At 44.5% G+C, this 24,010-nt stretch carries 12 protein-coding genes; all 12 read left to right on the forward strand.

What is annotated here, in order from left to right; all coding sequences use genetic code 11:
* Positions 1 to 2: 2 nt before the first annotated feature.
* Entirely contained in the window at positions 3 to 761 is a 759-nt protein-coding gene (locus tag P5G61_RS20870) for a WecB/TagA/CpsF family glycosyltransferase (protein ID WP_301248323.1), read from the forward strand.
* 409 nt (positions 762 to 1,170) lie between these two features.
* On the forward strand, positions 1,171 to 2,298 hold the full coding sequence (locus P5G61_RS20875; RefSeq protein ID WP_301248325.1) for a glycosyltransferase family 4 protein: 1,128 nt from the start codon (positions 1,171 to 1,173) through the stop codon (positions 2,296 to 2,298).
* A gap of 163 nt (positions 2,299 to 2,461) precedes the next feature.
* Positions 2,462 to 6,406 carry an S-layer homology domain-containing protein gene (locus tag P5G61_RS20880; protein WP_301248327.1) on the forward strand — a complete coding sequence of 1,315 codons (3,945 nt, stop codon included), beginning with the start codon at positions 2,462 to 2,464 and terminating at the stop codon, positions 6,404 to 6,406.
* Positions 6,407 to 6,610: 204 nt separating this feature from the next.
* Complete coding sequence (locus P5G61_RS20885) at positions 6,611 to 6,952, forward strand: hypothetical protein (protein ID WP_079695642.1); 342 nt, start codon at positions 6,611 to 6,613, stop codon at positions 6,950 to 6,952.
* Between the two features lie 416 nt (positions 6,953 to 7,368).
* Complete coding sequence (locus P5G61_RS20890) at positions 7,369 to 10,551, forward strand: S-layer homology domain-containing protein (protein ID WP_301248328.1); 3,183 nt, start codon at positions 7,369 to 7,371, stop codon at positions 10,549 to 10,551.
* A 155-nt stretch (positions 10,552 to 10,706) separates the two neighbouring features.
* Positions 10,707 to 13,304 carry a hypothetical protein gene (locus P5G61_RS20895; protein ID WP_301248329.1) on the forward strand — a complete coding sequence of 866 codons (2,598 nt, stop codon included), beginning with the start codon at positions 10,707 to 10,709 and terminating at the stop codon, positions 13,302 to 13,304.
* Positions 13,305 to 13,442: 138 nt separating this feature from the next.
* Complete coding sequence (locus tag P5G61_RS20900) at positions 13,443 to 14,009, forward strand: hypothetical protein (RefSeq protein ID WP_301248330.1); 567 nt, start codon at positions 13,443 to 13,445, stop codon at positions 14,007 to 14,009.
* A 136-nt stretch (positions 14,010 to 14,145) separates the two neighbouring features.
* On the forward strand, positions 14,146 to 14,418 hold the full coding sequence (locus P5G61_RS20905) for an alpha/beta-type small acid-soluble spore protein (RefSeq protein ID WP_301248331.1): 273 nt from the start codon (positions 14,146 to 14,148) through the stop codon (positions 14,416 to 14,418).
* Between the two features lie 257 nt (positions 14,419 to 14,675).
* Positions 14,676 to 15,878: a methionine adenosyltransferase gene (gene metK, locus P5G61_RS20910; RefSeq protein WP_094939255.1), complete on the forward strand. Its 1,203-nt coding sequence runs from the start codon at positions 14,676 to 14,678 to the stop codon at positions 15,876 to 15,878.
* A gap of 202 nt (positions 15,879 to 16,080) precedes the next feature.
* The gene (locus P5G61_RS20915) at positions 16,081 to 19,791 is read left to right on the forward strand and encodes a SwmB domain-containing protein (RefSeq protein ID WP_301248332.1); all 3,711 of its coding nucleotides are present in this window, start codon (positions 16,081 to 16,083) and stop codon (positions 19,789 to 19,791) included.
* A 285-nt stretch (positions 19,792 to 20,076) separates the two neighbouring features.
* Positions 20,077 to 22,800: a stalk domain-containing protein gene (locus tag P5G61_RS20920; protein ID WP_301248333.1), complete on the forward strand. Its 2,724-nt coding sequence runs from the start codon at positions 20,077 to 20,079 to the stop codon at positions 22,798 to 22,800.
* Between the two features lie 47 nt (positions 22,801 to 22,847).
* A complete protein-coding gene (locus P5G61_RS20925; RefSeq protein ID WP_024631628.1) occupies positions 22,848 to 24,008 on the forward strand; it encodes a sensor histidine kinase in 1,161 nt (386 codons plus the stop codon).
* Positions 24,009 to 24,010 lie beyond the last annotated feature (2 nt).

The following is a 24,010-nucleotide window of genomic DNA, read 5'->3' on the forward strand; positions in this document are numbered from 1 at the left end:
AGATGAATCAGACCGGACCAATACCTACCGTTTCGATCTATGGTATTCCTTTTTCCAAACTAACGATGAAAGAAACGGTGGAGGTTCTGCGCCAAGCAGTTCTTACGAAGCAGCCGCACCAAGTCATCACAGCCAATCCGATCATGGTCATGGCCGCGCTGGAGAATCCGGCAATGATGAAGGTTATGCAGTCTGCTGAAATGATTGTTCCCGATGGAACAGGCGTTGTATGGGCTGCCAATTATTGTGGAGAGCCTGTGGCAGAACGGGTGCCTGGATTTGAGCTTTTACATGAATTGCTGCGTGTTGGAGAAAACTATCGGTGGGGCGTGTATCTGCTCGGTTCTACACCCGAGGTGATTCAAGAAACGGCAGTTCGGTTACAAGAGCAATATCCGGCGATTCGAATTGTAGGTTATCGTGACGGTTATTTTGGTCCGGCTGAGGACGAGCAGGTTGTCGCTTCCATCCGTGAAGCTGCACCTGATCTTCTGTTTGTTGCACGTGGGGCAGATACGCAGGAACCGTGGATTCACAAGTACAAGGATGCGCTTCAAGTTCCTGTAACCATGGGGGTTGGAGGCAGTTTTGATGTGATATCGGGGAGAACCAAACGTGCACCTAAAGTGTTCCAAAAGTTAAGACTAGAATGGTTTTACCGTCTGCTTCGCGAACCTAGTCGGGCTGGTCGAATGCTTGCGCTTCCGAAATTCGCTATCAAAGTGATGCGGGACAAAGAAAACGTGACTAAAGTCCGTTAAAATTAGGCTATTACGCGTAAAATGCACGTTTTTGCTAAAAATTGAGGTTGGCGTTTCGCTTGGGATCAGCGTATAATTCATTCCGGATTACATGTGTGCCACTCGAATAAAAACTTTTAGTTGCACATGACCACTCCGATGTCAGAATAACCTTTTGATCGCTGTTATGCCTGGATTTCTTTTATTAACCTTTGAAAGGTTGAAATCCCGTGATAGCATATGCTTTCGAAGCAGCTTTCTTTCAGAAAGCTCTCAGGCGAACGCTTCGCTTCTTCAGGTTTTCCTTGCACTCTTCGTTATCGTGTAACAAGTATTCAAAAATGACTGACAAATGATTTTTTATATATAAAAAGAGATCAGGGGATTTATAATTTCTTACAGGTATTATAATTGGGGGTCGAATGTTCAAATGGTAGCGATCTTTATCATTGGATTTATCGTGTCAATGGGACTGGCTCTTGCCCTGACACCGCTTGTCAAAAAGTTCGCAGTCAGAATCGGAGCAATGGATACGCCGAATGCACGTAAAGTGCACACTCGGATTATGCCGCGTCTTGGTGGTTTAGGAATTTTCCTTGCCTTTATCATTACGGTTGCTGCTTTGCTTCCTTTTGTGTCATCATGGTTTACAACAAGAGATATGAGCTTTGTCAGTGCTTTTCTGATTGGTGGCTCGATCATCGTACTGATTGGTGCGTTGGATGATCGTTTTGAACTGTCAGCCAAAGTGAAGCTGCTCGGACAAATTGTTGCTGCTGCTGTAGTCGTATTCGGATTCAATATCCGCGTAGACTTCGTCAACATTCCTTTTCAGGATGCATACTCCTCACTGGAAGCTTGGGTGTCCATTCCGCTGACGATCCTCTGGATTGTTGGTGTAACGAATGCGATTAATCTGATTGATGGTCTGGATGGTCTGGCTGCCGGTGTATCCGGTATTGCCATTGGTACCATTGCCGTGATGTCCTTCTTGATGGGGAATATGATGATTGCCTTGATGTGCCTGGTGCTGCTGGGTAGTATTATCGGTTTTCTGTTCTTTAACTTTCACCCGGCCAAGATCTTCATGGGAGATACGGGGTCGCTATTCCTTGGTTTCTCTCTGGCGATGCTGTCCATGCTCGGATTCAAACAAATTGCTGTCGTGTCCTTCATTACCCCGTTGATTATTATCGGTGTGCCGCTCTCGGATACCTTCTTCGCGATCATTCGTCGTGCGGTACAACGGAAACCGATTTTCTCACCGGATAAAGGTCACTTGCATCACTGCTTGCGTGAGCTTGGATTCAGTCACCGTCAGACGGTGCTGATCATCTACGGTATTGCCGCATTCTTCGGTGTGCTGGCGATTATCCAATCTTCCGCTGCGATGTTCGAAGCCAACTGGGTAACGTTCGTCGTGATTTGTATCATGATGTTCTTCCTCCAGGTCGGAGCAGAAGTCATCGGACTTGTAAGCAAAACCAGAAGGCCGGTTATTAACTTCCTGATGCGTATGCGCGTCAAGATGAACCCGGAAACCCGCTCGAAATCCTAAATAGATATGCCCGTTTACTGATATTATTGAATATTCTTTCAACCCAAACCTTGTCCTTCGTGGACAAGGTTTTTTGTTTATTTTGCTGTTTTTACTAAATAATTGGAACCTAATGGCCGATATATAACGGTAACTGACTTAAAAAGAGGAGAGATGATACGTAATGCAACAAAAGAAACGGCCGTTGGCATGGATCATGCTGGTCGCTATGGTGTTCTCATTGTTCCCGCAGGGTCTGTTCGGTGGGGCCGTTGCTTCGGCTGCGGACGGTGACACGACAGGATCTAACGCGTATACCACGTATTTTACACCAGATCTTAGAACGTTAAGGGAGACTGCTGCGCTGGCTATCGTGCCAGATGCAACCAAGGCTTTCCTGACACGTTCGAATGCATATACAACCTCAACTTCATCCATTACGATCACTGGTTCTTACGCTTTTGTATCGAATACCAGTTTGAAGGTAAAAGTTGAACAGCTAAATCTGGTTACTAGCGGATCGGAGAGCAAGTGGGTCGCAGACTCTACAAAATCAATTACAACAGCAGTTACTGCTGATCCCAGTGGTAATAATAAATTCACAGCGAACAGTCTGAATCTGTTTCCGGGATTTAATAGAATCACTTTTCTAGGGAACCAAGGATCAGTAGAACGTTCTGATACGTTCTATGTATTGTACGATCAGGCTCCTTTTATCGAGAGCTTTCAAGTGTACACGGACAGTTCTGCTACAGGTGGAAACAAATCCTATAACTTGAATGAGGGTTCTAATACGGTTGTAGATACACAGCGTGTTTCTATTCAAGGTAAAGTGCAGAACTCCACGCTCGTTAGCGTAAAAGTAAACGGAGGCGATGAGATCAATGCTTCCATGCTGCAAGATGGATCATTCTTTTTGCCACAGCTGGCTTTAAAAGCCGGACTGAATAACTTGAAGTTCAAGATTTCCAGCGCATCTAATGCCATTGAAACAGAACGTTCTATTTACTATTTTGATAAAGATCAACCTTTTACGGATTTAAAAGTGCAATTAGGTGGACAGGACAAATCCATTCTGGGTAGCAATCCAACCTTTACGGGTACAAGTCAAACAACAGCAACCCTGACTGGGCAGGTTTTGCTTCCATATTCAGCGAGTGCTCAGCCATTTAGTCCGACAAATGGTGAGATTACACTTTCCAATGGGAATTTGACACAACCGGCTAATTTTATCTTTACAGCTACCCCAGAGGATGAAATCCTTATTACAGGGGCAGACGGTGTAACAATTGAATATCGTTTGGTCAAATTCAAGGTAACAACACCATACAACCTAGAGTTGGATGGCGCTAATCCAAAGAAAGATCAAACACTACGTCTTCGTCTTGCATATGGAAATTTCAGTGCAGGCTACAACGCGAGTTACACTTACTCTGCAGGAGCACAGGATATTACGGAAATCTATTATTTGCCTGATTATAAAGAAGGTGAAGTTATTGATTCCAAAGCAAAACTCGATGGTACGAAGTTACAAAATAATGATTTCTACATTTTAGTAGAATCTAGCGAGCAAATCTCCGGTGAACTTAAAGGTGAGTATTTGCCTACAGGTACGACTAAGTTAACGATTGATGGTAACGTAGATGGACCAGATGGGTTACCTGCTAATCAGAAAGTCTATAAAATTTCCGGTTTCCTAGGAGGCGAGCAGCAGGTTCGCTTCTATTATGGAAGTCCAACCAACTTGCCTAAAGTTGTGAAAATCTCTTATGTAACTGCAAGTTCTATTTATGTAGAGAGCCTTCAAAACGGACAGACATATACATTCAATTCTAAAAAAAACGACCAAAAGCTTACGTTAAAAGGCCGATTTATTGGATTTAAAACGATAGGCGGTACTAACTTTGTTGCTGAAGTAATTGTAAATGGCAAAAAGTTTACTACAACGGATAAATTTCCTGAAGATGACGGCACATTTAGTGTAAACCTGCCTGTATTAAAGCAAGGGCCGATTGTTTATGGTGAGAATACGATTCTCATTCGTGCTACGGATGAGGATGCGAATAAGCTTCCTATTACGATTTCGACGACGTTGAAAATCAATGTAATTGATCAGAATCAATCGACGGTTACATCTTTTATGCCTACGTTGATTCCTAAGGACTCACGTCAGCAGTTTCTTAACAAACCGATTACGCAATATGAAGATGAAGAGATGAAGCGAATCTTTTCCGTTACACCGGAATTTGCATTTAAAGAGGACAAGTATGTAACAAGCGAAGAGAATTATGATCTTGTTATTAACGGTGGTGGAGCCGAGATTGTAAATGTATATTTTGGCTCAGATAAAATCTTCACCAAAGAGCTGACCACAACGACAATATTTGAGGTAAATCAACCGAGTACTTCTGGTTTGCCAAGCTATGATATTACAGGGAACAGTGACCTGTTTATCGCCCGGATTCAGAATCTCAAGTTCGATGCACCAGGAACGCATGTATACACCCTCGAATTGATTAACAGCACGGGTGCTAGAACAACCCAACGGCTTGAGATTGTACGTGAGCCATCATCTTACCGCATCTTGTCTCCACAGCCTACAGTAGGTAGTAAGATCGTTGTGAACAAAAACTTTGTTCGATTCGACATCGAAGCTGAAGGAGCAACCCAGGTATTGGTTGGCAAGGAGCCAGCTGTGAAACGCACAGATATGAACAATCGTTTTGTGCTGGATTATGTAGGTCTTAAACCTGACAAAGATAACGCAATCAAGATACAGATTATTCGTGACGGTGGTACGATTAACGATACAATTAATGTGTATTATACAAGTGCCATTGCGATTGATTCACAGTACATGGCTCCTAAAGTGGCCAGCAAGTATACGGTGTTTAACAAAAATGTAATGCTTTCGTTCCCGAAAGGAACAGTATTACAATCTACAACAACGAGCGGTATGGTGAAATTTTATCCCGACAACAAACTATTGTTCGGTATCGCTGATCCGAAAGATGGGGTCGTAGAGCGGAAAAATGACTACGGTAACGTCATTGGAGTGAATACGGATGACAGAAGCACGAATGGTGCAAGCGTAATCCGAATTCCTACCGAATTGTCCAGCTTCTTTGCCTCTGTAATCAATACAGCTAACTTTACACAAGTATCTGATATTTATTGGATTAATGGTGGATTGGGTGAGCTTGGTGATCGTGGTACGAACGGGTATAAAGCAGGAACCAACGGAATTACCCCGTATTCCATTGATGGAGAGTTTACAAGATATGCGCAGGAGCGTATTTTGACACCTTCTCAACGGGGAACGTTAACTCTGAGCTATGATCCTACTATTGTTGACGATGTAGGTTCTACTATTACGGTATACCGCTATTCGGATGACTCTAACGTAGGTAAATGGGTATCCATTGGTGGTGTAGTAGATACGAAGGGGCACACAATTACGGTACCGTTTGATGAATTTGGTTACTACAAAGTTATGAAGCAAAGTCAGAGCTATCCGGATATCACCAACCATCCATGGGCGCGCAACTTGTTGAATGCGATGTACTCCAAAGGAATCATGAACCCGCTTAGAACAAACGCCTTCGGCGCAGATGACCAAACGACACGTGGTGAGTTCGCTACATTGCTAGTGAGAGGTATGGATATTCCATTGGTCAAAACGACCAAAACAACCTTCACTGATGTTTCTGAAAATACGAAATCCGATCGCTGGACATTCGAAGCGATTGAGACGGCTGCGCGTGCAGGTATTGTGCAAGGGCTTAGTGATGGATTCTTTGGACCAGATCAGCCTGTGACGCGTGAACAAGCAGCAGTTATGATCGCAAGGGCGATGAATGCCAAGCTCGCTGCCAATGACAGCAAGCTGTCTGCAACTTTGGCAAAATCGTTCCTGGATTCAAGCTCCATCGATTTCTATGCACGTCCAGCCATCGTGGCGGTTACAAAAGCCAAAATCATGGAAGGAAGCCCTGTGACGATCCCAGGCGCAACCAAACCTCAATATCAGTTCAATCCGAAGGGTAACATGACTCGTGCGGAAGCTGCGAAAATTGCAGTAGAGCTACTCAAGAAGAGTACGAAGCTATTCCCTAAAACGTTGAGCTAATCTAGTATAGTTATAATTATTTAGAGAGGACCTGTCCCTTTTGATAAAAAGGGCGGGTTCTTTTTATGGCTGTCAAACCACTGGTAAAGAACACTTTTATAATAGAAGGAAACTGTTTTTTACCAATAACTATTTTTGTAATTTGCTAGAGATTAAGATACAATAACGGTAAATACACAATGATCTAGAGGGTGAAGTTAGCTAATGAAACCGATTTATTCGAAAGCCCAGTTGGGCTACATGAAGGCAAAGACACAGTTCGAGAAACAAGCAGTCATTCTGGAGAAGAAAATAGAAGATACACGTAAAACGCAGGAAGTTTCCCAAGAAGTGATGGAAGGGCTTGTCAAGGCGACTGGCTTCCATGATGCGTATAACAATTTGGTTCTGGCTGAGAATGACTTAATTGAATGGTCTCACACCACGATGAAACATGAGAAGACGTACCGGGAAAATAGACAACCCATTGACGACATGTATCTGAGATTGAACAGTGATCCGAATATGCGTGCTCAAATTATTGATCTTGCGATGAAAATTCGCTAAGTTATAGAACCAGAACTGTACGAAAGGCATTCCATATGGAATGCCTTTTATTTATTTCATATTTAGAAGAATTTGTCGCTTCATGCAGCGAGTTATCGGGTATAAATAAACGTCCCCATCAATCCAAAAACAAAATAATCTTATGCAGACTGCTCCATCATTGGTGGTTTGAAGGTTTTGAACCTCGCATGTACCCGCACTGCATCAATACATAAATAAGTTCAAAACTTTTTTTGCTGAATCCGCAACTTTTTGAAATCTGCTGCGTTTAAGATGTAGAGTCAAAAACATTGGGGAACTTACCAAGAATGACCTCGTGAAGAATCTTGTCTATTTATTAGAAAAAATTGCTTTACGGCACGAGAGACCCATTGTATAATACGTAAGGTAGGATTAGGAAACTACTCTATTTTCGTATGGTTCTATTATTATTCTTGTTTACAAGTTTCTGTGATATGCTCACAGACATCATTTATATTAACTTGCTCATGACTCTGGAAAGGGGGTGCGACAATAGAATGAGGAACACGAGCGACCCTATTAAAGAAAATTCCAATGTTATGAACGCCCAAGGAGGAGAAAAAAAGGTTATGAAGAAAATTTTATCCGTAGCTCTGTCTACAGCAATGGCATTCTCAATGTTTGCATCTGTAGCATTCGGTGATACAGCAGTTTCGCCACAACAACAGTTTGATGCATTGAAAGCAAAAGGTGTTTTCACTGGTTACCCAGATGGAACTGCTGGTTTGGACAAAGAGATGACTCGCGCTGAGTTCGCAAAAGTTATCACTAAATTGCTTGGCCTGAAAGAAATCACTGGTGTATATTCTTACAACGATAAAAACTACAATGCTAAAAACTGGGCTGCTCCTTACATCGAAGCAGTAACAGCTGCAGGCATCATGGAAGGTAAAAACGTTGAGAAGAAAATCTTTGACTTCAACGGTAAAGTAACTATCGAAGAAATGGCGAAAGTTCTGACAATCGCTTTGGACCTCGAAGTTCCTACTGAAACTAACAACACAGCAACAGCTTGGGCTAAAGGTTATGTTCAAGCAGCAATCAACGCTGGTCTGCTTGACACTAGCTTGAACTTCCAATCCAACGCTTCCCGTCAATTGCTTGTAGGCGCTGCTTACGCAATTGATCAAGCGCAAAGCTTGAAAGTTGCTTCTTATGAAGTAAGCGAAGCTGGTAAAGTTGTTACTTTCAAAATCAGCGACGGTGAATCCGTTAAAGTAACTTTGGATAAAGCTCTTGAAGCTAACAAAGAAACTGAAGTAAAATTCACTTACAAAGATAAAGAGTTCACTGAGAAAGTTACTTATGTAGTAACTGCAGCGACTAAAGTTCAAAGCGTATCTGCTAACAACTTGAAACAAGTAACTGTTACATTTGATGGTGATGTTGACGCTGCTACAGCAGAAGATGTTAACAACTATCAATTGAGCAAAGATATCAAATCTGCGGTTCTGTCTGCTGACAAGAAAACTGTAGTTTTGACTTTGGATAACGAGTACTACACAGGTGGTAACAAACTAGATAACCAAAAAGCAATCAAATTGACTGTTAGTGGCATCAAAAACTCTGACGGTTCCAAAACAATTGCACAAGAAGTTACTTTCACACCAGTTGACGTAACTACACCTTCTGTAAAAGAAGTTAAAGGTTTGGGTACAGGAGCATTCCAAGTAGTGTTCTCTGAGCCAGTTGATCGCGCTTCTGCAATCACTACTTCTAATTACAAAGTAGATGGTAAAGTAATTTCTGGCACAGTGGAATATGCATTCCCTGACAGTGTTATCATCACTACTGGTTTGACAACTGGAGATCACAAACTCACAGTTAGCAATGTTCAAGATTTCTCAGGACTGAAAGTAGTTCCAGTAGAATCTGACTTCTCTGTTGCTGCTGACACTGAAGCTCCAACTGTAACTACTGCTAAATCTTATGACTTGCAAAAAGTTGAAATTGAATTCAACGAGCCAATCAGATCCTTCACACGCGTGTACAATGGTACAACTGCTAAAACTGGTGAAGTTACACGTTCTGGTAACAAATTGACGGTTACATTCACAAGAGCTAATGCTTTGAGCGTGGGTGAAAACACAATCGTTATCGAAGGCGCTACTGATTACAGTGGAAACACTGCTACTCGTGAAGTGAAAGTTACTCCAACATTGGATACTGTTAAACCAGTAGTTAACAATGTTGCTGTATCTACTGAAAGTGGTAACCACGTATTGAAAGTGAAATACAGCAAATCAGTTGTATCATCCACTAACACTACTGGTACAACTAAAGCTAACTACACGATCAAAGATAAAGATGGTAAAGTTGTTGTAGGTTATGGTTTGGACGGAAGCGGACACCCAGTTAAAACTATCAACTTCGATGCTAACACTAATGAAGCAGTTATTACTTTGTCTGGATATCTTCCACAAGGAAACTACACTGTAGAAGTGTCTGGAGTTCAAGATAATGCTTATGTACCTAACACAATTGTGCCTGTATCTTCTGCAATTACTGTTGGGAACACATCTGAATTTAAAGTAACTAGATTCTGGACGAAAGAAGAAAACACCAATGGTTCAAAACGTGATGTTAATTTCTTCGTTACATTCAGTAAAGCTGTTGCTACAGATGGAACTGGTAACGCTTTGGAAAGATCCAAATACGCATTGAAATGGACTACAGGAGCAACTACATTTGAAGCTCTGCCAAGCAATGCAACAGTTGAATTGGTTACCCCAGAAACTGTGAAAATTACAGTTCCTTATACTGACAAAGAACTGGATACTACCCTTGCAAAACTTCGTGTATCTTTAGTAGCTGATCAAGCCGGTGCTTTTGCTTACACGGACAACAGCTATGTAAGTGGCGATATTGCAGTAGCGGGAACTTCAGTACAACTGGTTCCGGATTCTGTTAAAGCTACTGCTACAAACAAAGTTACAGTTAAATTTGATGGTATTTTGAATACTGTTGATGCTAACGACTTTGCTGTTAATGTAGGTGGAACTAATTGGAGTGTTGTGCTTGATGGTCAACCAACTTACTCTAATGGTCAAACAATTGTTAACTTCACACTTGCTGGAGAGAACAAATTGGTAGCTGCTCCAGATGCGAAATTTGGTCTTAGAGTAACTACTCCAAACACTCAAGATAACTTGGGAGTTCGTGTAACTGTACCAGTTGCATCTGCTGGTCTAACTGTTATTGACAATATCAAACCAGAAACTAAAGACTTCGCAACAAATAAAGCAATTGGGCTTGTTAGCAATGGCGGTAACAGCTATACTGCTAAAGTGAAATTCACTGAAAACATTGCTGCAGTATCTGGTACAAACGTTGTTAAATTGAGCGTTACTGGTACTACAGTATCTGGTGTCACTTATGCAGTAGATGCTGATGATCAAGACGTTCTAAATGTGACATTCACCTCTGAAGCGGCTCTTACAGCTGAATCTGTAGTTACAGTTGAATTGGATAGCAGCAATGCTAACTCTAAAGTTGTAACTGACCAATCAGATGCTAAAAATGCAGCTGCTGCATTCTCTCTGAGTGGTGTATACAAAGACGTTATTGTTACTCCTTAATAATAATTAATTTTTAAAAAAGAGATCTACATACTATTGTATGTAGATCTCTTTTTTTATTGAGTAAAAAGAGATTAGAAAACAACATCGTAACTTTCTTCACTCTCCAAACGTTTATACTATAAAGCAACAAGCAACTTATGGGAGGTTTGGAAGTGGATCAAAAGAAAATAGTTGTGAGCTTGCTCGCAAGTGCGTTGTTGATCAGTTCAACGGCTGGCATTGCCATGGCAGCGAGCACAACGAATAAAACGTCTGCCACCAGTTCCAATAGCAGTGTACCAAAGAAAACAACAACAACGAACAAGGTCGTACATACACTGAGTAACTTGTCCCCTGTCAAAGTAACCGCACGTAGCTCCGTTAGATTAACGGATGTAAACATCTTATCTCAGGATGATGGAAACGTTGTTACGTATACTCTGTCATATAAGAACAATGACAATACCCCAATGATGATGCTCGATTATTGGAGCAAGGTAAAAACCAAAGGCGGTACGCTGTTCTCACCTAAACTGATTGCGAAGGATCAGGAGAAGAAAACAGTCGCACCTGGATCAACGGTAGATCTGACTTACGTCATGAAGGTTGGTCGGGAAGTGAAGCTGAGTGATCTGAACTTCCTCATCGTAAAATGGGATTTCAGTCAATCTAACTATGAACGTACGCTGGGTAAGTTTAATGTACCCGCATCCTATAGTATTACTACACCCGTAGGCAAACCGAAGACGGTTCGTCTAAGTGATTCTGCCGTGAAGGTGAAAGTGTCTGGTATTAAAGTGTTCCCAGGTGAAGATAAGAATCAGTATGTCAAAATTGGCGTGAATTTAAACAATATTAGTTACAAATTACTTGAAAATCCGAATATCAAATGGATCTTACGTACGCCAAGTGGTACGAACTACCCGTTGACGCCAGACAAGGATAGTACAAGCGTTAGCATACAGGCACAGGCCAATAAGGCCCTGAGTCTGATGGCTTCTCTCCCCACATCGGTGAAGTTGCAAAAGTCTGAACTATTGCTCGTGGAAGAGCAGGGTGAAGAGAAGACGGTCTTACCTGTTGCTGCGTTGCAGCTGCCTGAGGCAAGTAAAGCTACCAACGTAGAGGTGGCTGCCAATCAACCGAATATCATATCTGTTGAGGGACAACGATTATCTACATTGCTTGAGTCAGCAAAGGTTCGTATTGATGACGGCGAATATGATCTGAATATGCAATTTGTACTTAAGAACGAAGGTAAGAAAGCCGTTAAAGCACCAACCTATACATTTGAAGTGCGAACAGCTGACGGAACAGTTTATCCGATTGAAACCAAAGCATTGGACGCATTAAAGCTTAATCCGGGAGATATTAAAACAATTAAACTCAACGCGACCTTACAAGGTGATGGGGACACAAGCAAAATTAAGCTGTACGCGATGAGTCCTGTGGATAAGACGGAGAGCACGGATACATCGACACCAACGAGTACAAGTAGCTTTGTTTTCTCCTATCCTGTAGGCGTATATGCGATACCGCAATCTGTATCCACTGGAGACGGTTTGACAACAGAGACGGTTATTAAGAATAGTAAAGGAACATTTGGTGTTTCGTTGGGATCGTTGCAGCGTTTACCATGGATAGATAGTGACATTGTAGCTGCGAAAGTAACGATTCGTAATGCAGGCAGCAAAACGGTGCAGCTCCCAGAGCTTGAAGCAATGTTCACCATTGACTCGGCTCAAATCGATGGAGACAAGAAGTTAATCTATACACAAAGCGGAAAACTGCTTGGAGCCGGTATGACGACAGAGGCTTATCTTTTGACCAAAATTCCTTCTGAGCTTCGTATGGGTCGTCTGGAAGTAAGTTTAATTGAAAAGGTTAGTGAAGAAGAAACGAATGAGTGGATTACTTTAAATACGTCCGGGTTGATCCAGCCCGTATCCTACGTAGCAACGGGTAAGACCTATACAACTGGCATTGCGGATAAAGAGACTGAAATGGGTGTGCGCAGAACGATCCGTTACCCAGGAACATCATCGGATATCGTATATACTGAATTTGAAATGACAAACAAATCGTTGCGTCAAAGTGGGCTTGGCAAACTGGTGGGTTACTTCAAAACTTCGGACGGTCAATATTACAGAGCAACTGCAAAACAATCTGAGCGTTCACCTGGGCCAGGCCAGAAATCAATTGTTACATTCTGGGCTAAGGTTCCGAAGTCAGTCACATTCTCGGATATGCGGTTGGTTGTGGGTGAAGGCATAGCAGATAGCAAGTTTGTCACCGGCGAAGGGGAAGCCACAGCCTATGTGAATGCTCTAGCATTCGAAGTGCCACCAACTTCCATCAGTGTTCAAGGGACTCTCTCAAATATTGATCTCTATCCGTATCTATTGACTGCTAATAGTGTACGTGCATATCTGGCAGGAAGCTCGTCTGTGCAGGTAGAAATGAACTATAGCCTATCCCGCAATGAAGAGATTGAGATGGGCGAGAACGAACATAAATTAATCCTTGCGCTGACCGATCAAGCAGGTAAAACATATGAGAAAGAGTTAGTCTTGGGAACCGATCTGAAAGCGGGAACGAATCAAACACTCACTTGGAGTGTAGAAGACAGCTTTTTCGAGAAACTGCGAGGAGGCTCGTATCGTTTGGCGGTATATGACCAGTTCCAGGGACAACGTATTCGTCTTGCGGAACAAGGCTATGGATACGATCTGACCAAGCTTCCAAAGGAAGAACCTGTAGATTCGAGATAAACGAAATCTTTCTGCGATTAGTGATTTATCCACAAAACCTCGTTTCCAGAGAAATGGAAGCGAGGTTTTGCTTGTCGCATCCCTACTTTTTCTCTATAGTTAAAGTTAATAGATTTCCAGAGGAGGAAAATAAATCACATGAAACCTTATATGAAAGTATCCCTGGCTGCGTTAGCGATTGGTGTTGGCGTGTGGGTTGGGTCTGTATACAGCAATACGGCAATAGGTGCAGGCACAAGCCAACCGGGAACAGCAGATGATCCGGTAGTGACGAAGAGTTATGTTGATCAACAAATTCAAAAGGCTCTAGGTGGTGGCACGAACACAGGGGCTGGAAATACATCAGGTAGCAACAGCGGCTCTACGGGAACCGGAAACTCGGGTAGTACAGGTGGAGATACAACGCTGCCTCCATTGGTATCAGGAGCTTCTGATGCTGTTGAGATTGTAACCGTAAAGCCGGGTCAACAGCTGATCGGTGCATCTGGCGCGGAGTTCATCGTACGCAGCGGTAAAGCTGTGATCGTCAGTGAAGGTACGAATGGTGTAGCTGATCTGACGGACGGGGTTGATTTGACGAATGGTCAGACAGCACCGACCAATCACTTGCTCTCTTTTCCAAGAGATGGACGGGGTATAACGGTATTGGATGGTAACAAGTACAGCCTGACTGTCATGGTACGTGGTGGATATTCTCTGAAATAGGATGAGCACTTTTCGGACTTTTTATTCATTTCATTTGTTCAGATTAACCAGTTCTAACAAACATTAATACGGCTAGCCAGCACTGTTCCTGCTCACTCTATAATTGTACAAAAACAATAACCGGAGGTGCAGGAATATGGCTAGAAGCAACCGCAAAGTGGTACCCGAAAGTCGTCAGATGTTGGATCAGATGAAGTATGAGATTGCCGCTGAGTTTGGTCTGAATGTGGGATATGGCGGTAGAGGTCTGGCTGGTGAAGATACCGAATTTGGTTCTGAGCTAGGTGAGGTCAGCGATCACTCTTATGGCCAGTATAAAGGCTGGGGCCATCTGACTTCCCGTGACAATGGATCGGTCGGTGGAGAGATTACGAAACGGCTAATTCGGCAGGCAGAGCAGCACTTATAGGGTGTTTTCCTTATCCCCATTTGTTTGACACGTCTTGACAAATACGTTAAGATGGCAGTTGAGGTACGCAGCCTTTTCCACTAGGGAAAGGTTGATTTTTTGTTGAGGCCATTACCTGAAAAATCCTTATCTTCGTAACTGCGGACCCTGCGTCCTTATTCCGCCCGGAAAGCTTTCGAGGGTACAGTGAACGAATCAACGTAAATGTTTTGTTCGGGCAATCGCCATACTACTGGTTATGGGAGGTTGAAACTTCAATGTCTATTAAAGGCCGACATCTATTCACATCGGAGTCTGTAACTGAAGGACATCCGGATAAAATTTGCGATCAGATTTCGGACGCCGTGTTGGACGCGTTCCTGGCGAATGATCCAAACGCTCGTGTAGCGTGCGAAGTTTCCGTAGCTACAGGCCTTGTGCTTGTCATCGGTGAGATCAGTTCAGCGTCTGAATACGTGGACATACCGTCCATCGTTCGTAATACGATTAAGGAAATTGGGTACACTCGTGCCAAGTTTGGTTTCGATTATAATACTTGTGCAGTCCTGACTTCTTTGAATGAGCAGTCTGCTGACATCGCACAAGGCGTTAACGCAGCTCTGGAGAACCGTGACCCTGAACAAATGGCTCGCGAGACAGAGAACATTGGTGCTGGAGACCAAGGTCTGATGTTTGGTTTTGCAACCAACGAAACACCTGAACTCATGCCTTTGCCAATTGCATTATCCCACCGTATCGCTCGCCGTTTGGCTGAAGTGCGTAAAAACGGTACATTGGAATATCTTCGTCCGGATGGTAAAACTCAAGTAACGATTGAATACGACGGTGACAAACCGGTACGTGTTGATACAATCGTCGTGTCTACTCAGCATGCTGAAGAGACTACATTGGAGCAAATTCAAAAAGACATCAAAGAACATGTAATCCTGCCGGTCGTTCCAGCTGAATTGCTGGATGAGCAGACTAAATATTTCATCAACCCAACAGGGCGTTTCGTTATTGGCGGACCTCAAGGAGATGCGGGCTTGACTGGACGTAAAATCATCGTAGATACCTACGGCGGTTATGCACGTCACGGCGGTGGCGCGTTCTCCGGTAAAGATCCAACAAAAGTAGACCGTTCCGCAGCTTATGCAGCTCGTTATGTAGCGAAAAACCTTATTGCTGCAGGTCTTGCCGACAAAGTGGAAATCCAGCTCGCTTACGCGATTGGTGTGGCCAACCCGGTATCGATCAACGTAGATACATACGGAACAGGCAAAGTCAGCGAAGAGAAATTGGTTGAGCTTGTGCGTAACAACTTCGATCTTCGTCCGGCTGGTATTATCCGTATGCTGGATCTGCGTCGTCCAATTTACAAACAAACGGCTGCTTACGGTCACTTCGGCCGAACAGACCTGGATGTTCCTTGGGAACAAGTGGACAAAGCAGACGTTTTGAAAGAGCAAGCAGGTCTATAATTTAACAGTAATACCTGAGTGTGAATATGATATACATGAAGCCTTTGGTTCCTCCATGGAACCAGAGGCTTTTTTTGCATCTTTAACCAAAATAAACAACCTATAATTACCAAATGATTAAACGAAATCCCTTCTCTGACCGACATACATATAGAGGTCTGTATATCAGATATGTGGATAATGAAATGAGGAGGAAGGATGGGTGTTTGTGAATAAATGGGCCCGTAAGGGATTGGTTAGTCTTATGATTGTTATGTTAGTTGCACAAGGTTGGTTGACCGGATGGGTAGGAGGCAGTATTGCTTTTGCAGCTGACGATCTTACAGGGAAGGGAATTAGAGCGACGACTCCTGCTTTAAACGAACAACAGGCGAGTGGATCAGCACCACTAACAATTGAATTCATCAAACCGGTGAAAAAAGTCGCTGCTACGATAGAGAAAATCTCTGTACGCCGGGTACAGGATGACTCCATCGTTACAGAAGTTCCCGTAACGGATGCAGCAGTTACAGTCTTAGCAGATGATGCGGTTGCCGATGCAGATTTGGGGAGAAATGTACGTATTCAGCTTCCCGCATCTCTGCCTGGTGGATCATTCTATGTCATGATTGGCAGCCAATCGTTTGTTTACGGCGATGGTCAGCCGGTGGAGGGATTAAACAAGGAGTGGACATTTCGAACGGCTGGAGTTGGTTCTGCACAGGTAAAAGCTCAGTCTCCTCTTAATGCGGCTACGAATGTAACTGCCTCAGCTAATATTCAGCTCACATTTGACCGGGCGATGAAGGTCGGAGCAGGTAAGATGCAAATCTATCGTGGCAGTACACTAGTAGAAGAGATCGATGCCAATTCGTCACGGATTAGCTTCAATACGGACAGAAAGACGGTAACCGTCGATCCTGTGAACAATTGGGCGAGCAACAGTACGATTTACATAGAAGTGCCGGAAGGATTTTTGCGTGATGATCTGAACAATGATATGAGCACCATTCAGCGGACGACTTGGGGATTCAATGTCATATCTGACCCGACAGTACTAACAGTATCCAGCCTTTCGCCTTCGAATGGAGCAACGGGAGTATCGCTGTCCGGTGAATTCACCTTAACGTTCAACAAGGAGCTGGACCGAAATTTTACAAGCTCGGCTACGGTGAAAAACGCGAATGGCGGAATTGTGGCTTCCACTACGTTAATTAATACGTCCAACCTTAGACAATTGCGTATTATCCCGCAAACGAGTCTCACCAGCAATACAACGTATACCATTGATATTCCTGCCAATGTATTCCGGGATCAAGCGGGCAACCTGTTTACAGGCTTGAATGGAGCAGCATCGTGGACATTCAGAACTCTGACGGTAGATACAACGGCTCCTGTACTCAAGACAGCGAAAATGTATAGCAATTCAATCATTCGATTGACATATGATGAATTGCTCTCAAGCCTTGATCCGTTTGCTTCCAGCTTCACGGTTACAGTAAATGGGGAGAACCGGAATGTGAGTACCTCTTACGTTTCAGGAGATAGCGTTTATGTCGTATTGGATACCGGTGTAGCAGTTGGACAAGTGGTTAGAATTGCGTACGCTCCGGGAACAGGAACACGCAAAATTCAGGATTTATCTCTCAATGCAGCAGCAGCATTTTCAGCTAGAGATGTGGAGAATAGTCTAGATTCCATCATGTCCAAGCCTCGTGAAGGTAACGCTTATTACAATACCATTACCCTTTACTATCCAGAGACAGTCTATATAAGCTCCAGCGATGCGGTAAGACAATTCAGTGTGACAGCAGATGGATCAGGGGTGGGTATTAGCAGTATTTCTACCAATAACAGTTCGATAGTAACGCTAAATCTCAGCCGTTCGATCCAAAATGGTGAAGTGGTTCAAGTATCCTATGCACCAGGAACGTGGCCAGTGAAAGACAGTCGTGGTCAGGCCTTTGCTGGATTCAACGGGTTCTATGTACGCAACAGTATCGACACGAAACCACCTGAATTCAAGAGTGCAGAAGTAAGTGGTACGAAGATGTGGATCAGATACAACGAGCCGCTGAGCCGGAACAACAAACCGCTCAAGAGCCAATATTCGGTTTTGGTAGACGGAAAAGCCGTCTATGTCAATGATACAGATATAGAAGATGACCTGATAACTTTGACGCTGGCAAACACGGTTTCAAGTACTCAGAACGTTACGTTTTCTTATGTACCGGGTACCTTGCGGTTAACCGATCTGAACGGCAACCCTGCCGGCTATGTTAACTTGGCTCCGGTTACTTTCACCTATGGAAATGGCAAAATACTTTCGGCTACCCTGCAGGGAGACAAAGTATATATTAACTTCCGGGATACGCTTCAGGCACAAACAGCATTAACTGCTTCCCAGTTTAGCGTGCAGCTTGGAGGAACAACAACGAATGTTCTGAACGCTTCCATATCGGGTTCAATTGTGACTTTGAGCCTTTCGAGCTCGGCGACAGCGGGCCAGACAGGCACCGTCAGCTATACTCCAGGTGCCGTGCCATTACGGGATGCGTTAAATAACACGATTGCAGCATTTGGACCGCTTGCATTGCAGCAAAATGGCAGTTCCACAGGTAGCCAGACGACAAATAGTCGCCCTTCTTGGCTAACTGAACAGGATGCATCAAGCTATGGACAGGCATTGCTCGTCATGAGCAGTGATACGGCTGCTACTGCCTCCATGATGTCACGAAATAACCGTTCCACTCGTCAATTTAATGTGGATGCGACCAAGCTTTTGCAGGCCTTCCAGTACGCAGCAACATCTGGAAAAACGGCACAGCCTGTTGTATTTGAGGTCCCTGCCAGCGAATCTTCCGCCTATGTAGGATTTCCACTCAATACACTGGCTCAGGCTGCAACAAGTAATCGGACTGGTTCAATCGGTATCAAGTATGGGGATCGTCTGTGGACAGTTCCTTTGAACAATTTGAATGTATCCACAATGAGTCAAAGTGTAGGTGGGAATACAACCAGCACAGATGCCTCCTACTTGTATGTGCAGCTCGAAACCGTACCTGTATCAAATTCAGGAACCATAGATGGGATGTTGGCAAGTGCAGGGGCGCAGAAACTTGGAAATGTTACAGATATCTACCTATCTGCGTTTAACGGGAATACGAATCAGCGGGCAGAACAGAATTTTAAAAGCCAACTGTTGATGCAGCTACCTGTGAACACACCTACTGTGACATCCGGGTTTACTTATATTGATCCGATTACACTAATTCTCGCAAATGTACCTCATACGTTCGCAAATACGACAACAGGAGTAGTCATTAAAGGACAGATAAACGGTAATCAAACCGTGGTCCCTGTAACTCATGCCGTAAGCTATCAGGATACGGCCAGTCATTGGGCCGGTGCTGTTATTAAAGAGTTGTCGTCCAAATGGATTATCGGTGCAACGAATGGTTCCTTCTACGGACCCAATCAAACGATTACGCGTGCAGAATTTGCTGAATTGGTAGCCAAAGGACTTGGGTTAAAGGGAGATCAGACAGCTGCACGTCGTTTCCGCGATATTCGTGGTGGTGATCTTACAAGTGCCTATATAGGTGCTGCGGCAGAAGCAGGTATTATTACAGGAAATACCGATGGTACCTTCAAGCCGGATAGTGCGATTACCCGTGAACAGATGTCCATTATGATGGTTCGGGCCATGAATTATGGTGGAAAAACGGTATCACTGCAATCTTCAGCTGCCACCACATTATCGAAGTTCAAAGATAGCAACAAAATCCAATCCAAGGATTCTGTCGCCAAAGCAGTGCAAGAAGGAATCATTCAAGGTATGACGTCCAAAACATTTGTCCCTCAAGGTAATGCTACTCGTGCACAAGCAGCGGTGATGTTGAAGCGTGTACTGAACAAGTTGGGCTATCTATAAGAGACATTGTTGTTATAAGGAATTTATAAATAATTGAAGGACTTCAATAGTACAGGGCAACCTTGTGCTTCTGAAGTCTTTTTTCTATTGAAATGAGAAATTACACGTAAAACATAATCAGATACTCAACCAATAAATACCTGAATTCAGGCCCGGGGCGTAACTTTTCCCACTAAAAGTAGTCTATTAATAGAAGAGTATACTAGAAATCTCGCTATCTGCTGCCACGTGGTAGAGATCGTGATATCTAAGATTGATATACAAGATGGGAGAGACGTTTCAAACATGCTGGGGAAACAAGGGAAACGGCTGAACGACGTTAAGGGTAGCAAGGCGAAGAAATGGGCGATTGTGACGCTGGCGGGCGTGATCTGGATTGCACCGGTTCTGGGAGCGGGACAACAGGTCTGGTCGGGAAGTTCATGGCAGTCGGTGGCTGCAGCTGCCTCTACAACAACAAGCAAATTAAGTGAAGAAATTCTGACTTCGGGTGCGAAGTTGATGAAATACAGTTATACAACGACACGTTCCGGCTCAAAGGTGAACGTATTGGCTGACGTCATTCAAGTGGATTTGCAGAATCCCTATGTGAAGCTGGACGTCATGACAGGCAAGGGCGGCAATCTGAACAGTAAACAAAGCACGGGTGGCATGGCAAAGGAAAACGGAGCAGTAGCCGCCGTGAACGGCGACTATTTCAATGTATCCGGTGAGCTTGCTCCTATCGGTGGACAGGTCTCTGACGGGGTCCTCGTGTCTACACCATCGGAATTGTCAGGCATGTATGCTCTCACCGTGACCAAGGACGGCAAGCCGATGATTGATGAATATTCATTTGATGGCACGGTGAAGGCAGACGATGGTTCAACTTTTGCTTTGCGTGGGATAAATAAGGAGGATTACACGGTCGAATCGGGCTCGGTGAAGTACAGCCATGCCAATTCGATGTATATTTATACACCGGCTTGGACGTCCACGAAGCGGCCTAATGATCCTTCTACCACACCAACTGAGGTACTTGTGCAGAACGGTGTAATTACCCAGATTTCCGATAAAAAGGCGTTAGACATGACGGTGCCGGAAGATGGGTATATTTTGCGTGCGCATGGAACGGCAGCGACATGGATTATGACTCACCTCGCAGTTGGGCAGACGCTGAATGCGGATTACAAACTGAAAGCCAAAACAACTGGAGAATCCGTTGATCCGAGCAACCTGCAGATGATGATTGGTGGTCATACCATTCTGGTGAATGGTGGCAAGGCGGCTACGTTTTCCCGCGATATTGTAGCTTCCGGGATCGGTGGTGTTCGTGCCAGAACGGCAGTAGGGTATTCTCAGGATGGTCGATATGTCTACATTATTGCAGCGGAGAAAAACAGTAATAGCAGCGGCATGTCGCTGACTGAACTGCAATCCTTCATGACCAGCATTGGTGTATGGAAAGGCATGAATCTGGACGGAGGCGGCTCCACAACGATGGTAACTCGTCCGCTCGGCGAGGAGACAGCAGGACTTACGTTCAATACGGAGTACGGTACAGAGCAGCGTCAGGTCGTAAACACGCTGGGCGTGTTCTCTACGGCGCCAGAAGGTAAGCTGAAGGGCTTTGCCGTGAGTGGTAGCCAAACGTTGCTGGTAGGGCAAGAGGGCAAGTATACAGCCAAAGGATATGACACTTACTACAACCCGATTGCGACAGGCGATATCAAGATGACGTGGAAATCGAGCAACAACGGCATCGTGAGCGTGAGCAATGGAACGATCAAAGGCGTGAAGCCGGGTACGGCGACGCTGACTGCAACAAGCAATGGGGCTTCATCTTCTATTAAAGTTACCGTGCTGGGTGGCAGTGAACTGGCTTCACTGACAGCAGGATCTGGCTTGGGATCGCTCCAAGCGGGCACAACGATCTCCATTCCGGTGACGGCGAAGACCAAAGACGGACAAAGTGTAACGGTTCCTGCGGACTCGCTGACATGGGAATTTATCGGTTTCAAAGGTAAAGTGGCTGCAGACCAATTAACTGTATCCTCCGTGAATTCCGGTGCTCAAGTTGGTTATGCAATTGGTCGTTATGACGGCTACAGCACGGTGGTTGTGCTCTCCGCTGCGGCAAGTGAAACGATATGGGAGAATTTCGAAAATGTAAGCTACCCGGTCAACTTCACCACCAACGCAGCAGGTGTAACCGGATCGGCTTCCTTGACAGCTGGAACAGGTGAAAAAGCGGGCTCCAAGGTGCTGCAGCTGAGCTATGACATGACCGCGGGAATAGGTAAAATGTATGCTTATGCCCAACTGAACGGTTCCACTGGCAAAGAGGTATCTGCAACAGCAACATCCATGTCGATGGATGTTATGGGAGATAAGAGCTTGAACTGGCTGCGTGCTGAATTTACTGATGCCAGTGGCAAAACAGTTTATGCCGACCTCGCTAAAGCGATTGATTGGGACGGTTGGAAAAAGCTGAACGTGGACCTGAATGGGCTGAACATTGCTTATCCGGCGAAGCTGAAACGGGTTTATGTGGTGAATGTGGAAGAAGGTCAGGATGAGCGTGCGAAGACAGGCACGGTTGCTTTTGACAACATTGCTTTCACCATGCCATCCAAATCCAGTGAAGTAGGGTTGTCTTCAGGGACTGCTTCGCTGGTGCTTGGACAGAAATCCATGACGGTGAACGGAACGAAAAAGGCAATCGACGCCGCACCTGTACTGAAAAATGGAACAACTTATGTTCCAATCAAGCATGTATTGGATGCTTTTGGCGGACAGGCGAGTTGGGACAGCAAAAATCAACGGATTACTGTTGTGCGTGGCGGCAAGCTGATTGATCTGGTTGTAGGTCAGAAAGAATTCATTATAAATGGCAAAAGACAAAGTGCAACAGTCGCACCTTACGTATCTGGTGGTAGGACTTTAGTCCCTCTCAGACTCGTTTCGGAGCAGCTTGGACTGACTGTAAAATGGGAACAGAACACGAAGACCGTTACCATCTCATCGTGATATGGTATGATATATACCGGAAACGATAGAAATGGAGTCGAACAAACGTGGATTTACAAGCCGATGCCATAGACCGCGTCATAAAAAACGCCATTCAAGTCATGGAAAACAGTAAATATCAAATGTTTGAGATTATGGACTCAACCCGTAATGAGCTGAAAACGCTGAACGAGGAGTTGAAGTCGGTTCTGAAGGAGACGGCGGAAACGATCGAGAAAGTAGATCAATTGGAGCTGAACTACCGCCGCTCCCGGATCCGGCTAACTGAGGTTAGCCGTGACTTCGTCCGTTATTCCGAGCATGATATCAAGCAGGCGTATGAAAAAGCGACGCAGTTACAGCTGGATCTGATGATTTACCGTGAAAAGGAAATGTATCTGAAAGCCCGTCGGGATGATCTGCAGAAGCGTGCCAAAAATGTGGAAGCTTCGGTGGAGCGCGCCGAGACGATCGGTTCCCAGATGGGGGTTGTACTGGAGTATCTGTCGGGTGAGTTGGGTCAAGTGACCCGTATTATCGAATCCGCCAAAAATCGACAAATGATTGGTTTGAAAATAATTTTGGCCCAGGAAGAAGAGCGGAAACGCATTGCCCGTGAGATCCATGACGGACCTGCACAGATGCTCGCAAATCTAGTGCTTAGGACGGAAATTGTAGAAAGAATGCTCATAAAGCAGGATTTTAAGATGGTCCAGGCCGAAATAGTAGATTTGAAAGGCCAGGTTCGTTCGAGTCTTGGAGAAATGAGAAAAGTTATTTTCAATTTGCGTCCTATGGCACTGGATGACCTGGGATTGATTCCGACGCTTCGGAAGTACGTGCAGGATTTTGAAGAAAAAACAAAAATCCGCTCGCTTTTTGAAACGAGAGGCAAGGAACACCGTTTGTCTTCCGCAATGGAGGCAGCGATTTACCGCCTCGTGCAGGAAGGTCTGTCCAATGCTGCAAAGCATGCTTATCCCACTTATGTTGTAGTGGAAATTACATACCAGGCTCAGCTCGTCAAAATTGTCGTGCAGGACAATGGGCTTGGATTCAAACCGGAGCTTCTTGCGAAGAAGAGCAAGGATCATACCCACTTCGGTCTGATTGGGATGAGAGAGCGGGTTGAACTGTTAGAAGGAAGAATAGAGATCGAATCCGCGGAAAATCAAGGAACCAAAATAGTGATTCATATCCCGACAAACGTGGATAAGGGAAAGGAGTAGCA

This window comes from Paenibacillus vandeheii, assembly GCF_030433635.1.
In the GTDB taxonomy this organism is placed as follows: domain Bacteria; phylum Bacillota; class Bacilli; order Paenibacillales; family Paenibacillaceae; genus Paenibacillus; species Paenibacillus vandeheii.

Bases quoted from the DNA above. Each gene is read 5' to 3' on its own strand.
- P5G61_RS20870 (WP_301248323.1), top strand. From the start codon at position 3: ATGAATCAGACCGGACCAATACCTACCGTTTCGATCTATGGTATTCCT.
- P5G61_RS20875 (WP_301248325.1), top strand. From the start codon at position 1,171: ATGGTAGCGATCTTTATCATTGGATTTATCGTGTCAATGGGACTGGCT.
- P5G61_RS20880 (WP_301248327.1), top strand. From the start codon at position 2,462: ATGCAACAAAAGAAACGGCCGTTGGCATGGATCATGCTGGTCGCTATG.
- P5G61_RS20885 (WP_079695642.1), top strand. From the start codon at position 6,611: ATGAAACCGATTTATTCGAAAGCCCAGTTGGGCTACATGAAGGCAAAG.
- P5G61_RS20890 (WP_301248328.1), top strand. From the start codon at position 7,369: ATGGTTCTATTATTATTCTTGTTTACAAGTTTCTGTGATATGCTCACA.
- P5G61_RS20900 (WP_301248330.1), top strand. From the start codon at position 13,443: ATGAAACCTTATATGAAAGTATCCCTGGCTGCGTTAGCGATTGGTGTT.
- P5G61_RS20905 (WP_301248331.1), top strand. From the start codon at position 14,146: ATGGCTAGAAGCAACCGCAAAGTGGTACCCGAAAGTCGTCAGATGTTG.
- metK (WP_094939255.1), top strand. From the start codon at position 14,676: ATGTCTATTAAAGGCCGACATCTATTCACATCGGAGTCTGTAACTGAA.
- P5G61_RS20920 (WP_301248333.1), top strand. From the start codon at position 20,077: ATGCTGGGGAAACAAGGGAAACGGCTGAACGACGTTAAGGGTAGCAAG.